At 37.1% G+C, this 18,867-nt stretch carries 14 protein-coding genes; 9 read left to right on the top strand and 5 right to left on the bottom strand.

Annotated elements, in window-relative coordinates; genetic code table 11:
• The first annotated feature begins 18 nt into the window (after window positions 1-18).
• The 6 genes from ansB (at window position 19) to VCM39_RS02070 (ending at window position 11,940) form a co-directional block, all read left to right on the top strand.
• Window positions 19-1,080, top strand: a complete 1,062-nt coding sequence (gene ansB, locus VCM39_RS02095) for an L-asparaginase 2 (RefSeq protein WP_221649203.1) — start codon at window positions 19-21, stop codon at window positions 1,078-1,080.
• A gap of 109 nt (window positions 1,081-1,189) precedes the next feature.
• Window positions 1,190-2,377, top strand: a complete 1,188-nt coding sequence (locus VCM39_RS02090) for a porin (protein WP_322933505.1) — start codon at window positions 1,190-1,192, stop codon at window positions 2,375-2,377.
• A 680-nt stretch (window positions 2,378-3,057) separates the two neighbouring features.
• Window positions 3,058-4,236, top strand: coding sequence for a T9SS type A sorting domain-containing protein (locus tag VCM39_RS02085; protein WP_413544820.1), 1,179 nt, complete (start codon window positions 3,058-3,060; stop codon window positions 4,234-4,236).
• 5 nt (window positions 4,237-4,241) lie between these two features.
• Window positions 4,242-7,505, top strand: a complete 3,264-nt coding sequence (locus tag VCM39_RS02080; RefSeq protein ID WP_322934047.1) for a DUF6443 domain-containing protein — start codon at window positions 4,242-4,244, stop codon at window positions 7,503-7,505.
• A 25-nt stretch (window positions 7,506-7,530) separates the two neighbouring features.
• Window positions 7,531-8,067 (top strand): hypothetical protein, encoded by a 537-nt coding sequence (locus VCM39_RS02075; protein WP_122201749.1) that lies wholly within the window; start codon window positions 7,531-7,533, stop codon window positions 8,065-8,067.
• 258 nt (window positions 8,068-8,325) lie between these two features.
• Entirely contained in the window at window positions 8,326-11,940 is a 3,615-nt protein-coding gene (locus VCM39_RS02070) for a hypothetical protein (RefSeq protein WP_322934046.1), read from the top strand.
• A 360-nt stretch (window positions 11,941-12,300) separates the two neighbouring features.
• On the opposite strand, the gene VCM39_RS02065 is transcribed toward VCM39_RS02070, so the two are convergent.
• From VCM39_RS02065 to VCM39_RS02050, 4 genes are all read right to left on the bottom strand, one after another.
• The gene (locus VCM39_RS02065) at window positions 12,301-12,522 is read right to left on the bottom strand and encodes a DUF2795 domain-containing protein (RefSeq protein ID WP_002558131.1); all 222 of its coding nucleotides are present in this window, start codon (window positions 12,520-12,522) and stop codon (window positions 12,301-12,303) included.
• 72 nt (window positions 12,523-12,594) lie between these two features.
• On the bottom strand, window positions 12,595-13,158 hold the full coding sequence (locus VCM39_RS02060; protein ID WP_221649201.1) for a cob(I)yrinic acid a,c-diamide adenosyltransferase: 564 nt from the start codon (window positions 13,156-13,158) through the stop codon (window positions 12,595-12,597).
• A gap of 50 nt (window positions 13,159-13,208) precedes the next feature.
• Entirely contained in the window at window positions 13,209-13,838 is a 630-nt protein-coding gene (locus VCM39_RS02055; RefSeq protein WP_322934045.1) for a hypothetical protein, read from the bottom strand.
• A gap of 142 nt (window positions 13,839-13,980) precedes the next feature.
• Window positions 13,981-14,667, bottom strand: a complete 687-nt coding sequence (locus VCM39_RS02050; RefSeq protein ID WP_322934044.1) for an energy transducer TonB — start codon at window positions 14,665-14,667, stop codon at window positions 13,981-13,983.
• Window positions 14,668-14,885: 218 nt separating this feature from the next.
• Here VCM39_RS02050 and VCM39_RS02045 point away from each other — a divergent pair, with 218 nt between their 5' ends.
• From VCM39_RS02045 to VCM39_RS02035, 3 genes are all read left to right on the top strand, one after another.
• Complete coding sequence (locus VCM39_RS02045) at window positions 14,886-15,443, top strand: NUDIX hydrolase (RefSeq protein ID WP_322934043.1); 558 nt, start codon at window positions 14,886-14,888, stop codon at window positions 15,441-15,443.
• 23 nt (window positions 15,444-15,466) lie between these two features.
• On the top strand, window positions 15,467-16,480 hold the full coding sequence (locus tag VCM39_RS02040; protein ID WP_322934042.1) for an energy transducer TonB: 1,014 nt from the start codon (window positions 15,467-15,469) through the stop codon (window positions 16,478-16,480).
• Window positions 16,481-16,583: 103 nt separating this feature from the next.
• Window positions 16,584-17,063, top strand: coding sequence for a DUF3836 domain-containing protein (locus VCM39_RS02035; RefSeq protein ID WP_322934041.1), 480 nt, complete (start codon window positions 16,584-16,586; stop codon window positions 17,061-17,063).
• Window positions 17,064-17,280: 217 nt separating this feature from the next.
• Here VCM39_RS02035 and VCM39_RS02030 read toward each other — a convergent pair whose 3' ends face one another.
• Window positions 17,281-18,867 carry a hypothetical protein gene (locus VCM39_RS02030; RefSeq protein WP_289290782.1) on the bottom strand — a complete coding sequence of 529 codons (1,587 nt, stop codon included), beginning with the start codon at window positions 18,865-18,867 and terminating at the stop codon, window positions 17,281-17,283.

Below are 18,867 nucleotides of genomic sequence, written 5' to 3'. Positions count from 1 at the left end.
CTAAACAACCATTTAGTCATGAAAGAATTAAAAAAACTGAGTCTGGTAGTAGTCTCGTTACTATTCTCCGTCACCCTGGCTTTTGCTGCGGGAAAACCTAATATCCATATTCTTGCCACAGGCGGAACCATTGCCGGAACAGGGACATCGGCTACTTCAACCAACTACACCGCCGGGCAAGTAGCAATCAGTACTCTGCTGGATGCAGTACCCGGGTTGAACGACATAGCCAATGTTACCGGCGAACAGATCGTAAAAATCGGTTCGCAGGATATGAATGATGCTGTGTGGTTAACACTTGCAAAAAAAATAAACGAATTGCTGAGACGTCCGGATATAGACGGTATCGTCATCACTCACGGAACGGACACAATGGAAGAAACTGCCTATTTCCTTAACCTGACGGTGAAAAGCTTTAAACCTGTTGTACTGGTAGGCGCCATGCGTCCTTCCACTGCATTGAGTGCTGATGGTCCGTTGAATATATACAATGCCGTAGTTACTGCCGGTGCCAAAGAATCAAGTGGCAAGGGAGTATTGGTTGCAATGAATGGCCTTATCCTCGGAGCAGAAAGTGTACAAAAGATGAACACCATTGATGTACAGACTTTCCAGGCTCCTAACTCCGGTGCGCTGGGATACATCTTCAATGGAAAAGTATTCTACAACCAGTCACCTCTGAAAAAACATACGATGCAGTCCGTTTTTGATGTGACTTACCTGGAGTCACTTCCCAAAGTAGGGATCGTTTATAGTTATTCGAATATAGAAGCTGATATGGTGACTCCTTTACTGAACAACGGATACAAAGGTATTATTCATGCCGGTGTAGGTAACGGAAATATCCACAAAAATATCTTTCCGATACTGACGGAAGCCCGCAAAAAGGGAATTCTGGTAGTCCGCTCTTCCAGAGTACCTACCGGCCCGACTACTCTGGACGCAGAGGTAGATGATGCTCAATATCAATTTGTTGCTTCTCAGGAGCTGAATCCACAAAAGGCACGTGTATTGTTGATGCTTGCATTGACAAAAACGAACGACTGGAAACAGATTCAGAAATACTTTAATGAATACTAAAAAATGAGTGATTAATGATTAGTGATAAGTGATAAGCAGCTGCGCTTTTACGCCGCATGGCACTAATCACTTATCACTAATCACTAACCGCTAATTCACCGATCCGATTATGAAAAAAATAATGTTTATACTGCTCATCATGGGCAGTATCCAGGGGATATATGCCCAAAAGACAGAGAAGAGTAAGAAATTTATGGTTGATAAAACACTATTCGAAGAACTGACGGATGTCAAAAAGAAATCGGATAAGTTCAACCTTTACCTCAATATGCAGGGAAGCTTCGATGCGAACTTCCGGGACGGATTTGAAGAAGGTGCTTTCAAAATGCGCCAGCTCCGTATCGAGATGAAAGGAAATATCAATGACTGGCTCTCGTATCGCTATCGCCAGCGACTGAACCGCTCCAACGAAGGAGGTGGTATGATTGACAATATACCTACCTCTATAGACTACGCCGGAATAGGTATCAAGCTGAATGATCAGTTCAATCTCTTTGCCGGTAAACAGTGTGCTGCTTATGGGGGTATTGAATTCGACTTGAATCCGATAGACATCTACGAGTACAGTGACATGATTGAAAATATGAGTAATTTCATGACGGGATTGAACATCGGTTATAATCTTACTTCGACCCAACAACTCAATCTGCAGATATTGAACAGCCGCAACGGTTCATTCGACAGTACCTATGGTATCACAGAAAATGAAGAGGGGCAACGGCCTGATCTACGCTCCGGTAAATTGCCACTGGTGTACACATTGAACTGGAATGGTAATTTCAATGATGTATTCAAGACCCGCTGGTCGGCCTCCGTCCTGAGTGAAGCTAAAAGTAAGAATATGTATTATTATGCACTGGGTAATGAGCTAAACCTGGATAAGTTTAATATGTTCCTCGACTTTATGTATTCTCACGAAGATATAGACCGGAATGGTACAATCACCGGAATAGTAGGACGTCCGGACGGTCATAATGCTTTTGATGCCGGATACCTCTCTATTGTAACCAAACTGAACTATCGATTCTGCCCCAAATGGAATGCGTTTGTAAAAGGTATGTATGAAACAGCCTCTGTCACCAAAAGTACGGAAGGAATAGCCAGAGGTAATTATCGCACTTCCTGGGGGTACCTCACCGGTATAGAGTATTATCCGATGAAAACCAATCTGCACTTCTTCCTCACCTATGTGGGACGAACTTATAATTTCACTTCCCGTGCCAAAGTACTGGGACAAGAAGATTACAGCACCAACCGTGTATCCGTAGGATTTATCTGGCAGATGCCGGTATTTTAAAAAACTATTTTCAATTTATTCATAAGTTATGAACAGGTAAAACACAAATTACACAAATTAGAATTTAAAATTTGTGTAATTTGTGTTTCATTTTATTCCACCTTTCCATTTATTCCCACTGTGATATATCATGATTAAACAGGCGCCAAATATATCGAAAACATTACTTAGTCACCTAATAATTGCTGCATACACCGTGCTCATTAAAATTGAGAAATATATAATTCCTTTCAAGTTCCACTTTCGGTTTTTACTAAGAGTGAAATTCTCAAATTATGGTTAAATGAAAAGTGATTTGGGAGCCAGTGTAATTGTGATAAGTTTAGCTCATTGTTGTACGATTTTGAATACACCACACCACAAAGTAACAAAGCACAAAGTTTTAATTTTTAAAATCAACTCCTACAATAACTCTGTACATTTGTGTATTCTGTTATGAACTAATTTGTTTCAAATAGTTGAAATTCGTATTAAATATAAGTCAGGATACATACACAAACAAGTAAATTATACAACTGGATGATCTTAGTTTTTTTTTAAGAAAGAAGCGTTTTGCACAAAAAAGAAAAATATTGAACCATAATATTGGAATAGCATTAAATAATATGTAATTTTGCAGACATTCCTAAACCAACTACTTAACTATTCAATATACCAACTTATAATTAAATACAATCACTATGAAAAAAACACTACTGCTATTATTATCAGGTTCTTTTTGTTTATCAATCTCCGGACAGATAACCCGTGAAAATAATTCCGTCCGTAATGGAGACGAAATCATAAAACAACAGATGCAATATAAAGATCCGGGAAGAGCTGGTGAAAATGTAATATGGGATTTCAGTATGCTGAAAGCTGTCAACCCTAAATACAAATTGACTTTTCGTGCTCCGGAACTTATCAATGACAGTATTTATATCATGGGACGAGATACACTACTCAAAAAAGACTCCGATATAAATCATTTGATCATTGGTGAGGAACACTCCACGATGTATTATTATCAGATAAAAGGAGACACGATGTTTTGTTTGGGCCATGAAAATCCTGTAACGCTTATGCATCATAAGATGCCACTTCCATTGATGGTTTTTCCCTTTAATTACAAACGAAAAATAGAACAAAAATTTGAATCAGAAGGATTGCATACTTCATTAAAAAGAACCAATACTTATGGAAATATAAGCGTTGAATCAGATGCTTATGGGAAAATGATATTACCTTCGGGTGATACACTAAATAATATTCTCCGAATTAAAACTGTACAAATTATAAATGATACTTCTAACATAAAAAAAAACAAACCCAGCCCTGGTGACATAGCTAAAATATTACTTAGCAGGCAGCAAAAACAGAATCCAGTCAAATGCCACAAGCAGATAGAAGCAAACACATATAGTTGGTATGCCAAAGGTTATCGTTACCCTATCTTTGAAACTGTTCAAGCATTCGAAGTGGTAGATAGCCTCAAAAACGAAACTTTTACAACCGCCTATTTTTATCCACCGATAGACCATTATTACCTTAACGATGATCCTGAAAATCTGGCAGTTTTGGATAGTTTAAATAACAATAAAACAAATACAAGTTGGATTAGCAAAAACTTTTCTTATAACCATTGGCCCAATCCTGTATCTACCACACTTAACATAGAATACAAATTGGAAGATGAAGCCATAGTAGCCATTACCTTATATAGTTCAGTATATGGAGTTGTGAAAGCAATCACTTCAAAACATAGAGAGAAAGGGTTGTTTAAGGAAACAATAGACTGTTCCGTTCTCTTCCCCGGTGCATACATTATTAAGTTCGATGTCAGAAATGAATCCGTGTCTAATATTGTCTTGAAAAAATAACTCCCATGAAACACTCTATATTATTTATAGCTTATATAGTATACTGCGTCTGTGCCATGTCTCAAAGTCAGGATCAAAATTATATAAGAACCAAAACGATGACAGATGAGACAGATCCAACTAAATTTATAGAAAGCATACAATATTTCGATGGATTAGGACGTCCTGTACAAACAGTTCAAGTCGGTATCACCCCCGAGCACAATAGTTTGGTGACCCTACAAGAATATGATGCATGCGGAAGAAATGTTGCGACTTGGCTTCCTGCGGTAATTTCAGGAAAAGATGGTGCTTTCACAGGAAGTCCTGAAGTGAAATCAGCAGCAATAGCTTCTAACATAAATGACTCCAAACCCTATTCAAAAACAATCTACGAAGCTTCTCCATTAAACAGAATTTTGGAACAATATGGTCCGGGTTCCAAGTGGCATAGCTGGAACTATTCAATTAAAACAAACTATTTAACAAATGAAGCTAATGGTAAGCTATCTTGTATGTGTTTTACTATAACGGGCAGTAACTTGAATACTTCTCTTGTAAAACCAGTACCATTTGCCTCAGGGGAACTCTATGTGACTGAAGTAAAAAATGAAGAAGGTTATAGTTCTTATGAATTCAAGAATAAAAAAGGACAAGTAATCCTTACGCGTCAGTTGAATAGTGGTACAGCACATGATACATACTATGTATATGACGATTTTGATAATTTATCTTATGTCATTCCTCCCATGCTTGCAGATAAGCTTATCAAAGAGAATAAACAAATAACGGATAATAGCCTAGAAGTAAAACAATATGCTTATCTTTATAAATATGATGAGCGCAATCGATGTATCAGAAAACGTCTGCCCGGATGTGATTGGATTTATTATGTATACGATAGGGGAGACCGATTGATTTTTACCCAGAATGCAGAACAACGTAAAACAGGTGAATGGTTATACTCTGTTCCTGATGCATTCGGACGTATTGTACAAACCGGTATCTGTTATAACGCCAACATATCAAATGATAATTATAAGGACAAACTGGTTGTCGGGACTTATGAAGGTAGATCCGGTTATTCCTTTTCAAATTTTAGCCCTGAATATGTAAGAGTACTTACCATAAACTATTACGATAATTATGACTTTCTTCTGGACATAAAGCAGGAAAGGCGTACCATGCTTGAATACGAGGAACGTCAAGGATATGGCAAACGATATAATGTTAATAGTTATTCTGCGAAAGGGCTATTGACAGGCACTTATGTAAACACGGCAATCTCAGGTTATGAAGATATATTCGACGAATATTCCGCTTTATATTACGATGACCGTGGTCGTCTTATCCAAACAAAGAAGTGTTGGTTACAGGAGCTTGGGGTTGACAATGAATACATTGCTTATAATTTTCAAGGAAAACCCATAAAAAAGCTGCACGAACATTCTATACTAACCTTAAATCAAACTAATGAAATATACAGCCATGACTACGACCATGCGGGGCGTTTAATAGCAACAAAACATAAGCTGAATGGAGGAAGTGAAATTGTTATAGTTCAAAATACATATAATGAGTTGGGACAACTGTCATCAACGCAAACGAACAATCAAGATGCTTTAAAAACGAATTATAAATATAATATCCGATCCTGGTTGGCCGATTCAAATAATAGTATATACAAGGAAAAACTTGAATATGACAAGATTGGAAATATAACTTCTATAAATGATTACAGAGAATCAAGAAGTGGCTCAAGCAAATGGAATATATCCATGATGTATGATGGGCTTTCAAGAATGATCGAATATATGAATAAAGATGGTGGATTTGGAACACCAAATGCCCGATTTATATATGATAAAAATGGAAATGTAAAAAATATATACAGAAGTATGAATACAAGTACCGGCACTATATTTCCTGATTTCATGACAATATCCTATTTAGGCAATCAAATTCAGACGGTAGAAGATTCTGCTGAAGATTCACAGGAATACAACTCATATGATTTCAGAGATATGGCAGGAGTCGGTAAACTTCAATCTTATGAATATGATCTAAATGGTGCAGTTACCAAAGACCCTTATAGGTGCGCGACCATTGAAAATAATTATCTCAATCTGCCTCAGCGAATAGTGGTTGACAACCCTTTGGTATCCGGGTCAATCGAATACCTATATTTAGCAACAGGAAAGAAATTAGCATCCACAAGTTCTGTATCTTTAAGACATTCACTGAATCCATCCGAAATAGCCGGAGGCGCATCAATGGATGAGTCTACGGATAGATTAGAATCGACATATTATTGCGGGAACATCATATATAAGATTATTGATGGAGCAATATGTCTTGATAGAATACTCATTGACAATGGATATATCAAAGATGGGAATTACTATTTTTATATCAAAGACCATATAGGAAATAACCGCGCTACTACTAATTCAACCGGTCAGGTGAAAGCGATGGACGACTATTTTCCTTTTGGAATGCCCATAAAAGATAGCAAATGGGAGGAACCCCCGCAGAGATACAGATTTGGAGGGAAAGAATTTGAGACATTGATGAGATTGAATCTGTATGATTCTCATGCCCGCTTTTATGACCCGGCTTTGGATCGCTTCATGTCTGTAGACCCGTTATGTGAGAAATATTATTCAATCAGTCCATATGCATATTGTTTGAATAATCCGTTGGGACATATCGATCCAGATGGCAAGTTCCCTTGGCCAGCCATTCCTATTTTTCTTAGCTTGCTATTTGAATCGCAACCAGTGAATGCTCCCACCTTAAATAGGGTAAGTAATGCCCGTAATATGGAGGTAGCCTGGAATAGTTATAATGAAGGTGTGCTTTCTAATTTTATCCCCGGAGCAAAAATGGAAGCAGTTTCTACCCGTGTTTTTATACAAGAGCCAGTAGAAAAGATTGTTCGTAAAACCGTTACCTCAGAAGTCAGAGAAGAAATCGGTAAATTTGTTCCAAATCCATTTGGAAAAAGAGGAGGCCAGGCGCATCAAGATAAAGTTGCAGAAGCAATGGAACAGTTGAAAAGTAATGGTTTTGAAGATATAAGAACAGAGCGAACTATTTATACCCCAAATGGTGAAAAAACTAGACGTGCTGTGGATGTAAGAGGTATAAATCCGACTACTGGTGAGGTTAAGTATGTACAAGTAGGGCGTCAAAACAAGAACGAGACTCCAGTTGCGCGAGAAAGGAGAGCACTTGATGATATTGAAAAGGCAACGGGACAACGGCCTATATTTATTCCTTATAATTAGAATAATATTCATAATAAAATATAATATGTTATCATCACAAATTAATTTTTATGTATTGCCAGAAGAATTATCTGGTATACAGCAATGGTTAGAAGAGCGCGATATTATGTGTGTAAAAACATATAGCTCTGATTTGAATCATATCATAGTGAAGCTTAATGCTGAATATACATCAAATCATGGTCAAGTCTATTTAACCTTGCCAAAATGGGTTGAACTATTTGAATATAAAAGCTACTTACCACCGTCAGGTAAACTTACATATTATGCAAATTGTGATAAAGAACTTATAATTCAATTTGATTTTGAAAAAATCACAAAAGACCAATTACTTCCTCCATCTAGTTTTTATTTTACCAAACAATATTTTGACAGACCCACACAAGAGTTTATTAAGAAAGACGAAGAGTATGTAAAGTGGGCTATGAAAATCTATCGGGATTTCAAAAAACGTTTCTTAGTAAAATACGACTTTGGACCGGATAATTTTGGTATCAATTATACAACGCCTACTGTGATTGAACATTTTGAGCGCGGAGAATTTAAGCTTAGAGGATATTAAACTATGAGGAATCTATCCAAAACAGATTTTACTATTAATAATAAAAATGGATTTGCAATTAAAACCATATTGTAACAATAAAACGGCCCGTTACCCATTTAAACAATTGATTTGTAACAAACATTTCCTCGGTATACCTAAAATAATTATAAAAGGGTAGACTTTGCTCATTGTAAGAATGAAGTAACTTTTTATAAAAAGAGAGCACACTTCAAGTAAGTTTAAAAGTAGAGTGTCATTAACATAATCTAATGTAAAATGAATATAAAAAATCATCATATAATCCGTTATGTAATCGTTTTATCATGGCTAATTATTGTCAGTAATAGCTTTAATTTATTATTTGCACAAGATTTTATTCCAAATAATTTTATTAATTATTACTTTTCACCTAAAAACTTGGGATTTTCAACACCCCAGACAGCTGAATTTACCAAATATAATAATGCGAATATTAATTATTACAATGGACTACTTGATCTAAAGATTCCACTTTTAGATTTTAAAGATAACACTTTTAATATCACTATTGACTTAGAATATCTATCAGATGGATTTAAGCCAGGTAGAAGTCCAACTTTAGTCGGTAATAACTGGGGCTTGAAAGTTGGAGGAGTAATAACAAGAAATATTTGTGGTAGTCCAGATGATGTAAAAGGATTTAAAGAGAGTTCGACAACAGGTAAATACATGTTGGATGGCCTTCTGGTCGCAATAAGAGATAATAGATGTAGACATTATAGCAAAGCAGATTTATATAACCTAAATATAGCAACAACAACACAAGGAACCCCATACGTTTCCGGAGATCTTGAATACGATTACGCACCCGATATTTTTAATTTTTCATTTGGAGAACATAGAGGTTATTTCTTTATTAATAATAATGGTAAGGTCATATCATCGTTAGGAGATGGTTACAAAATAGATATAAGCAGTTTGTCAATCCAAGAATATTCTACATCAGTTCCTCCAACTAACTCTACTATTAAAATCACTACTCCTGATGGATATATTTATGAATTTGGTGGAGATGTATCTTATTTGGAGTATAATATACCCAATAATCCTAAAGGAACTAAAATTTCTCCAGTCCACATTATATCTTGGCATCTAAAAACAATTTGTAATGTCAATAGCCAAAGAAAGGTACAGTTTAAATATAAGCAATATGAGCAAAAAAACAAATATAACCTATTTCTTCTAAATGCATATAATCAAGTAACTCAACGTATTTGGCTAGGAGGCGCTTCCGGATATTACCCACCTTTTGTAAGTGATATAAATAAAAAATGTATTTTAATTGAAGATAAATTAATTACTCCAATAATCAAAGAAATAACCATTGATAAAACACATATCACATTTAGAACAGGAAGACCACCTATCTCATTTTGGGGAGAAAACAATGTTGAGGATTTAATATATTTGGAAGAGATACAATTAGGATATAACATTACATTGATAAAGTCTATAACTTTCGATTATCTAAGAAGTGGAAAATACTTCTTTATGAAAGAATTAAAAATAAACAGTCAAAACACACTTCCTGACGTTTATTCTTTTGATTATAATCTTAACACGAATTTACCTGACCCATTAACGATAGGTATTGATCATTGGGGATTTTGGAATGGTAGTTATGCGACCAATGAAGATGCCAGAGAATACTTAAATAACATAAATGACAGGAAACATGTAAACACTAAAATTTGCGACATTGCAATGTTAAACAAAATCACACATCCAACTAAAGGAGAGACTAAAATAACATATGAATACAACCGATATAATTATTGGAAAGTTAAATGTGACGACAACATTTCATGGAAAGTAAACTTTAGCCAAAGTAGTATTCCTTGCGGTGGTGTACGAGTAAAAAGTATAACCAATTATGATCCATGGAGCAAAAAAGAAATAATTCGCACATTTAGCTATATCACTCCAGACAAAGGTGCAGGTAGTGGTATTATTGGGGATTTACCCAAATATAACATTCCGGTAGAAACTTTAGTATACCAAAGAATGGGACCTAATTATATCGATAAAATAACTGAAGATGTGTGGTCTATTAGTAGTAATACTATAGGAAAGGTACATAATGTCGCTGAATTCCATATTGGATACAGTGATGTCTCAGAATCTTTTAATGATAACAGTAAAATTTATTATCACTTTTCATCAATGATAGATATGCCAGATGATGAAAGTATAAATGGTAAGATTGTTCAAAGTGAATCAATTAGTAGATCCTTCAATAAATTCCAATTATTAGATAAATTTGGTCTATATAACTCTAATGACTTATCTGGATATAGAGGTAAGTTAATAACCAAAACAACCTATTCTGGCTCCAGAAAAAAACTATCCACAGAATCATATATATACAACACTAACGAAGCTGTGGACAACTATGAAGTTTCCATATTATCTACGTCTATAGGCCTTGCTGCAAATCGAATATATACTACCCCATGCCGCCTTGTGGAAGAATCACAATTAGATGAAAATCAAGTGCTAATCACAAAAAATTATTTATATAACGAAAAGAATTTAATTGCAGAAAAAAAGACCGTAAAAAGTAATTTGGACACATTGGTTTTATCATATTTCTATCCCTTTGATAGCTCAAGTATAATAGATGGGGTTGATAATGTAAGCGACTTAATTCAACTTAACATTATTAATGAACCTGCTCTCCTTATTAAATCTATACGAAAAAATAGCAGTAAAGGTACACAGGTATTATCAGGTATTAAATATAACTACGGAAAATTCAATAATCAAATATTAAAAAAAAGCCTGTCAGAGTTGACTCTTAAAGAATCTATAAGTTTTGACTATTCTTTGATAAACAGTAATTTTAAAAAGAAAGAAGAATATCTTAAATATGATAATTATGGAAATATAATTAGCTTTGTAAAAAATAGTCTTGAAAAATCCGTATACCTCTGGTCATATAATGGTCAATATCCTGTAGCAGAAATCAAAGGAGCGACTTATGATCAGGTAAAAGCAGCTCTCTGTATGGATCCTGAGGTATTATCAAAAGAAAGTATTCCTAATATGGAGTTAATAAATTCATTGCGCATTAAACTACCTAATGCATCAGTAAGTACTTATACTTTTCAGCCTTTAGTTGGAATGTTGACTTCCACTAATCCTCAAGGCATAATCACGTATTATAATTACGATTCATCAGGAAGATTGGCTCAGGTTTATCTAATGGAAAATAATGTTAAGAAAATTATTGAAGTTCATGAATATAATGTTTCCAAAAGTACTCCGAATACTAAATATTATTGTAATGTAACTTTAGATAATACTGCGTTAGGTGGTGATGGAACAAAAGTAACAAATCCTCTTGAAGTTGGAACGGCACTTCCCCCTCCTGCAACTGTATACGAATATAATTTTGAGGGCTGGTTTGACGGACAGACAAAAGTCACAATTGTACCCAATGACCCCAGCCTTACTCTCAAAGCAAGATTTTCAAAAATACATGTTGTCGATATCCATTTACGATCCTATTTGCGTAAAAATGGAACGGGATTCATTATGTTAGAAGCCGATGAAGAAATTATTGATTCTTTCACTTGTCCGGTCAAGCTCTTGAAATATTCAATTTCAGATATTGAACAGGTTACAACTTTGTTAGGCACTGTAACAATAGAATTAATAGACGGTTCTTCTTCGAATGAAGAAGAGTATGGAGCAATCCCAAACGAAAAAAGGGAGGTCGTTTATGATTTAAAAGAAACTCCAACTTGGAACGCTAAGAAATCAACTTATTATAATTCAGACAAGAGTGAATGGGATATCTGTATTTTGAGATTTGAGAATGAATATGCTTATCCTTTACCTCTTAAATGATACAATTTTAGGCTGGTTAAAATCATCAATATTGCGAAGAAAGAATATGGCATTGGTCTGTAAAAATAATACCTGATAGTAAGCCAACTTCGGCTCACACATCTGAGAGTTCCTTTTAGATGTCTGAATATACTATTGGGCTAGATCATAAAAGATTATTATGCTATCAATAAATAGAAATTTGATATAGTTATTGTATCTATAGTTCCCAAAAGCACACAAAAAAACCTTAGGATTGGTATTTACAAAGAACCAACCCTTGTCATATGCAGCACAAAAAATGAGTAATTTTTCAATTACCCATTCCATGTATCCATTTCGACCTGATCACAGGACCTGAATATTTAATGTCATTCTATATCAATATTCCTCTTCGTTGAAAAAGAAATCTTCTTTACTTGGATAATCCGGCCAAATATCTTCTATACTCTCATAGATTTCGCCCTCATCTTCCATTTCTTGCAAATTTTCTATCACTTCAAGAGGAGCTCCCGAACGCATGGCATAATCAATTAGTTCATCCTTAGTTGCCGGCCAAGGAGCATCTTCCAGTTTTGATGCTAATTCCAATGTCCAATACATAAGCTATAAGTATTTAAATTGTGAATATTAATCTTAGATTCTCATTTTTCGGCAAAAGTATAACAAAATATTTCACTTGCAACTATTATTCCAAAATATTTCTTCTTTTCCTTCGTTAAAATTGATTTTTCGTGATAAAACGAAGAAATAATCTGATAATCTGTTTACATAAGCTAACAAATCAGAAGAAATTGTACAGGTTTCGGATAAAGCAAGTATCCGACGCTCTGCACGACGGCAAACCGTACGGCAAATATGAGCAACAGCAGCACCAGTAGCACCTCCTGGCAACACAAAAGAGTGCAGAGGGGGAAGAATTTCGTCTGCAGCATCTATCTCATGCTCAATCTGCTCTACATCATCAGGAGTGATGACACTAACTCTATTTAGTTGAACTTTTTCCTGATCGGTAGCCAAATGAGAACCGACAGCAAACAATTTATTTTGAACTTTCTGTAGAAACGTCCTGTCACGTTCAGCATTCAGGTACGTTATCAACAATCCAATATTTGAATTCAATTCGTCTATTGTGCCATAAGCTTCCAGACGGATATGAGTCTTCGGAACACGTGTGCCACCAATCAATCCGGTAGTACCCAGATCACCGGTCTTTGTATATACAAGGCTCTTTTTCATAATCTTTATTTTATGAGTGATTCTTTTCTATGGTTAACACACAAAGATAATCAGAAGTTGACTACATAGTGCTGTTTTATCTTTGTTTTATCAAAGAAAAGAATTCCCACATCATAAAGGTCAAATGTAATGCCTACTTTATCATCAGCTTTCAAGCGTTTCCAAAGTTGTTTCATCGTTCCGGAATAATGTATGCCACCGATGACAAAAACACTTTGCTGCGTAGAACGGGCCGCACAAATGCGAAATACCTCTTCTACAAAAGATGGCTCCTTCACCTTATGGATATAGAGGAAATCAACCGGTACTCCTGCCTCCAGAAATAACTCGGAAAGTTCCGAAGCAAATGTATAATCGGCCGTTGTTTTTCCGGATTGCAGATAGAGCGAGGAGGAAGAAGGCACACCTGCGTCTACAATTGTATCAGGCTGTACCCTGTTGACCAGGCGGAACAACAGCCGCTTCACTTTCCGGGGTTCACTTTTCCAACCCTTATCGTGATTCCGTTTCTGCTTCTTTTCTTCTGCTTCCAGTTCTTTATAAGCATAGTAAGGAGCTTTCTCATAAATAAGGCAAGTAATCAGCTCAAAAGCAAAGGGGGAATGTACTCCGTATCCACAGCGGTGGCGAATGCGGGAAAGCCAGATAAAAGGACGTTTCAAAGTCAGTATAAGATTCATCGTTTGCTATATTGGAATTTTCATGCAAAGATATAGTTTTTTCGTTTATCAACCAGCCTGCCCCCCAATAGACTCTAAGCAAAAAAATGAGCCGGCTCGTTTGCAACCGGGCCGACTCATTTATTAAATCAATTGGAAAATCCTACTGTAATCTGAATGTCACAGGCACTGTGTATTTCACTCTGACCGCTTGGTTTCTCTGCATTCCGGGAGTCCATTTCGGCATAGCTTTAATAACACGAAGCGCTTCTTTATCCAGATAAGGATCTACACTGCGTACTACTACAGGGTCGGTAATTGTTCCATCTCTGTCAACAACAAACTGGATAATTACTTTTCCCTGAATCCCTTGTTCCTGAGGGACCACAGGATACTTAATGTTTTTGTTCAGGTATTGGAACAATGCTCCGTCTCCACCCGGAAACGCCGGCATCTTTTCAACAAGAACAAAAATTTCATTCTCGACTGGCTCGTTTTCTGGTTCTACCACAACCGGGTTGTATTTTATCACAACCGGGTCCCTTAGATCCTCAGAGCCTATAATCACTGCATCTGCTTCCAAATCGGTATCATCAACTATTTCGAGCAATTCTGCCACTTTCATAGCGGGTGGTGGAGGCGGTTCCAGCTTCTCTTCAGGATACGTAATAGGGAGAAGTGTCTCAACGAAAACGGGGTCATCGGCGAGCGAGCCGGTAGCAACTTTGATGTCATGTTGTGTCCATTCGAACGTAACGAACATGAAAGCAAGCACTACAACAAAACCCACAAGCAACCAAGTGCCGCGTTGGCTCTCAATCGCTGCTCTTTTGGATTTCTTTACTTCCATAAAAAATGAATTTAAGTAATTAATAATAGAAAATATATATAGTATATACTATCTCTTGCTCAGATTACTTAACGCGCTTTTTTATTTGTTGTGAATATAGCATTTTTACCGATAGGGTGTTCATTGTCAAATGATTATTTAAGAAATAAGTGCGTTATTTTCTTAAAATTAAGCTAAAAACAGTATCTTTGCCTCAGAGAATATAAACTTTTGATTTTATGGAGACAAAAAACAAAGCCTGGAAAACCCTCAGCAGTGAATATATCTTCCGTCGTCCCTGGCTTACCGTACGCCAGGATGAGTTTCTGTTACCCACTGGTAATCGTATTCCGGAGTATTATATTCTGGAATATCCGGATTGGGTAAATATGATTGCGATCACCCGCGACGGGCGCTTTGTTTTTGTACGACAATACAGACCCGGAATTGCGCGAACATGTTATGAACTCTGCGCAGGAGTATGTGAGAAAGAAGATGCCTCTCCACTCATTTCGGCACAACGTGAACTGCTGGAAGAGACAGGATACGGTAATGGAAACTGGCAGGAATATATGGTAATTTCTCCGAATCCCAGTACACATACCAATGTCACATATTGCTTTCTGGCCACAGACGTGGAGCTCATTTCATCGCAGCATCTCGAAGATACCGAAGATCTGACAGTGCATCTGTTCACACTGGAAGAGGTGAAACAATTGTTACTGGACAACGAAATAATTCAATCATTGCATGCAGCACCGCTTTGGAAGTACATAGCAGAACAACGACTTACCTGAAAACGCCTCAACGAATAGCAGATATGAAAAAAACAATCACGACACTCTTGCTCCTGTTACTCTCACTCCGTATGACGGGACAAATTGACTACCTGGAACCGATCAAAGACTACTCTAAGTATAAGAGTGAATTAAGCGGATATTATAGCAATGTACTCTCACTGCTGAGTACAGGACTGAGTAAAAAGCCCTATGCCTGTTATGCAGTAATCCCCTCCTTTTCGCCGGAATATGCAGTATCAGCAGAAACCCAAAATGGTAAGTATTATCTGATTTCAAATACATTGTCTCAAAATAGCTGGCAGGCTGAAAAAAGTACAATAAAAGTAAATACAAAATCTACGGAAATAAGCAAAACACTCTATCAGGCATTAGGCGAACTCCTGCAGATGACTACCCATCAAATTCAGGACATGGACGGTTCAACAACAGGACTGGATGGAACGACTTATTATTTTAGTACTACCAATAACAAGGGAGAGGTACTGACCGGGAAAAAATGGTCGCCGGACAGAGCCACATTAATGGGGCGCCTGGTACAGATCTATGAATCAGTCTATGCACTGTCGACAGGGAAAGCTATCCCGGAAAGCCTTATTATAAGCGATGCCTGGATCTTACTAAAAGATTTACAGGAGAGAAATAAAGCCTTTCCTGACGAATATAAGCAACCCAAATATGCCGGTATCTTTCCAACCGGCCTGTGGCAAAGCATAGAATCGGGCAGAGAGCTGGAATCTGTTCCTGAGTTTCCTGATTATACACCCGAGAGTTATACAGCAAAACATCTGATATATCCCCCTGCCCTATTGGCTAAAGCGGCAAAAGGATACGCCTTATGTCAATTTACAATCAGCAGAGAAGGAGAGGTCATTAATGCACACATATTGAAATACTCCCATTCTGAGTTTGCAAACGAAGCACTGAGAATTGTCAAGAGTATGCCTAAAGCGGTTCCAGCTATGTCTGAAGGCAGTCCGGTGGCATGTAACTATGTACTTTATATCCCTTTTCGTCCCACACTTGCCCGCCATTAACAAAAAGATAACGTAACGATAACAATGCGATAACATACTAATAAGTTTGAGCGCCCTACCTTTGCAACATCAAAAGGAACAAAAACTTAAAAAAATAAATAGTATGAACGCAACAGTTATTCTTTCAGCAGTAATGGCAATGGCCACATCAGTAGCTTCAGTATCAAACTTCGCCTACAACAGTGAAATTAATAATGGCAAAGTAGAATCGCAAACTGTATACGAAGTACAAAACCAGAAGTATCTGCAACCTCATCTAAAGTATAACTATACGTATGACGAGCAGAATCGCCTCATACAAAAAGAAGTGCTGAAATGGAATAAGCAAGCGCAAAAATATGATAAAGACCGCTGCCTGACCATAACATACGGCACTGATGAGACAGCCGTTGAATATGCCTCCTGGAATGCCGGAACAAAAACCTATTCAAATATTAAAGAAAAAGCCGTATATCGTGGAAATGGAATGGGAATGGCCGAAAACTATCAGAGTTATGCATGGAATGAGCGGCAGAACGAATGGGATCTGGTAGTAGAACATGCTACACTCAGTTGGGAGGAGGCACTACTAACGATGAAATAAAAAGATCCGGGAAAAAGACAATTTGTCCTGATTTAAGAATAGGAAATTACAGATCGTCTCGTTCCTCGTAGAAGAACAGGTCGTTTCTCTACGAGAAACGAGGCGATCTCCGTAGAGAAACGACCTGTTTCTCTACGGAGAAAAATAAGAGCTAATAATACGCTATATATCAACCTGTTACAAAACCGCTCATTTTATTACAATTTGTCACAATACATTACCTCCACATTCCACTCGTTCTCAGCTCATGTTTTATGAATCTACGGATAACCCGATAGCGCGGATGCAACACATGAAGCGGACGAACAGAATTCTCACTGATCCAGAAAAGAAAGAGGCAAAGCAAGCTTATCATCGTAAGCCATCCATATAGTTCTTTCATTGAAACCATTAACGCCTGTTGCTGTAATGCTCCATAAAGTTCACCTGCCGGTAACTGATTGGCTAAAGGGTTGACACGGTCTAAGGTAGTCCCCAGTAACATTGCATTTTTTTTCAATACCACATTCAAAGCGTGCCCAAGGATAGCCGTACCCAACACTCCGCCAAACCCCGCACTGACAAAACTCTGTATCGTAATTGCCTGAAAGAAGTTCTGAAAAGGTACGCGAGACAAGGCAGTAAGAAAACATATGGCTATAATAACGTAGCCGAAACTACGCAAAAACAAAGGCATTATCAGAGCCTCTTTAGGCAGATTATAATCAATCGTAAAATATAAAATCATCAAATAACCGGTAATAGCCATAAAGGCAATGACCGTCATCGTCCTATAACACCATTTGTTACGCGAAAAGGTGTAAAAAGTAAATACACTGCCTGCAACAGTTCCCAAAAGAAGCACCCAGTTGAGTGAAATAACATTTAACGAGTCATAACCAAGTACCGCTTCCATATAAATATGCTCAAATAGATGAGAGGGTGCCAGCAATACATCAACAATGATATAAAACAGAAAAGTCATATACACAACTTTATATCGCCAGGTTGCCAGAGCAATGAACGGATGACGTATGAAAGAAGCACGAAACAGATTTAACAGCAAAAGCACAACACCTGCCCCTGTAGCTGCCCGTATATAAACGGATTCATACCAATCATAATACTCACCATACACACATACAAAAATGATACACAGCACAATGCTCCCCCACATAATAGCACCCAGCCAGTCGATGCCATAAAGAGGAAGTTTAGGCATGGAACGAAAATTGCGAAAGATAACCATGGTTATTAACATTATCAACAAAAGTAGTGCGATCACCACCCAATGCATATACTCCCACTTAGCCCAGAATGCTGTATAAACAGTTAACAACCCCGAGAGTTGCATGCATCCTTGTACCAACAGATAGATAAAACAGAAAAAGACAGAAAGATCACGCTTAGGGGTAAGCCAAAGCTGGATGGTAGAGTTACACTCAAACGTTGCCCACATTCTGAATATACCCGCAATGAAACAGACAAAAACAAGCAATGGAACACTATGTGTATGCATACATATCAAATTGCAGATAATGATAACAATGCAACAGGTAAGAAAAGCCGTTTTAGAAGGAAAACGAAATTTCAGCCGGAACATGATGTTGAATGTCAATCCCATCCCCACCAAAGAAGCATATCCTGCCATCATTATATCTTGTTGCATCAAAGCCGTAGAACCGACCATCTCGCTAACAGCTGCCAGATAAACTCCACCGGAAAACTGGAAGATGATAACGAAAACAATAATAATCCACGGTTTCAGCTTCTCCGGAACGAAGTCACGAATAGCCGGAATAGAAAAAGGACCTGTTTCGTGCAT

This window comes from Bacteroides mucinivorans, from assembly GCF_034654355.2.
GTDB classification, from domain to species: domain Bacteria; phylum Bacteroidota; class Bacteroidia; order Bacteroidales; family Bacteroidaceae; genus Bacteroides; species Bacteroides nordii.
Note: the sequence above shows the minus strand (reverse complement) of the source record. Positions and strands in the feature narration are given on the sequence as shown.

Excerpts from the sequence above, each read along its gene's own strand:
- VCM39_RS02030 (WP_289290782.1), bottom strand. The coding sequence starts at position 18,867 with ATGCACGAAACAGGTCCTTTTTCTATTCCGGCTATTCGTGACTTCGTT.
- VCM39_RS02035 (WP_322934041.1), top strand. The coding sequence starts at position 16,584 with ATGAACGCAACAGTTATTCTTTCAGCAGTAATGGCAATGGCCACATCA.
- VCM39_RS02060 (WP_221649201.1), bottom strand. The coding sequence starts at position 13,158 with ATGAAAAAGAGCCTTGTATATACAAAGACCGGTGATCTGGGTACTACC.
- VCM39_RS02080 (WP_322934047.1), top strand. The coding sequence starts at position 4,242 with ATGAAACACTCTATATTATTTATAGCTTATATAGTATACTGCGTCTGT.
- VCM39_RS02065 (WP_002558131.1), bottom strand. The coding sequence starts at position 12,522 with ATGTATTGGACATTGGAATTAGCATCAAAACTGGAAGATGCTCCTTGG.
- VCM39_RS02040 (WP_322934042.1), top strand. The coding sequence starts at position 15,467 with ATGAAAAAAACAATCACGACACTCTTGCTCCTGTTACTCTCACTCCGT.
- VCM39_RS02090 (WP_322933505.1), top strand. The coding sequence starts at position 1,190 with ATGAAAAAAATAATGTTTATACTGCTCATCATGGGCAGTATCCAGGGG.
- VCM39_RS02070 (WP_322934046.1), top strand. The coding sequence starts at position 8,326 with ATGAATATAAAAAATCATCATATAATCCGTTATGTAATCGTTTTATCA.
- VCM39_RS02085 (WP_413544820.1), top strand. The coding sequence starts at position 3,058 with ATGAAAAAAACACTACTGCTATTATTATCAGGTTCTTTTTGTTTATCA.
- VCM39_RS02075 (WP_122201749.1), top strand. The coding sequence starts at position 7,531 with ATGTTATCATCACAAATTAATTTTTATGTATTGCCAGAAGAATTATCT.
- VCM39_RS02055 (WP_322934045.1), bottom strand. The coding sequence starts at position 13,838 with ATGAATCTTATACTGACTTTGAAACGTCCTTTTATCTGGCTTTCCCGC.
- VCM39_RS02050 (WP_322934044.1), bottom strand. The coding sequence starts at position 14,667 with ATGGAAGTAAAGAAATCCAAAAGAGCAGCGATTGAGAGCCAACGCGGC.
- VCM39_RS02045 (WP_322934043.1), top strand. The coding sequence starts at position 14,886 with ATGGAGACAAAAAACAAAGCCTGGAAAACCCTCAGCAGTGAATATATC.
- ansB (WP_221649203.1), top strand. The coding sequence starts at position 19 with ATGAAAGAATTAAAAAAACTGAGTCTGGTAGTAGTCTCGTTACTATTC.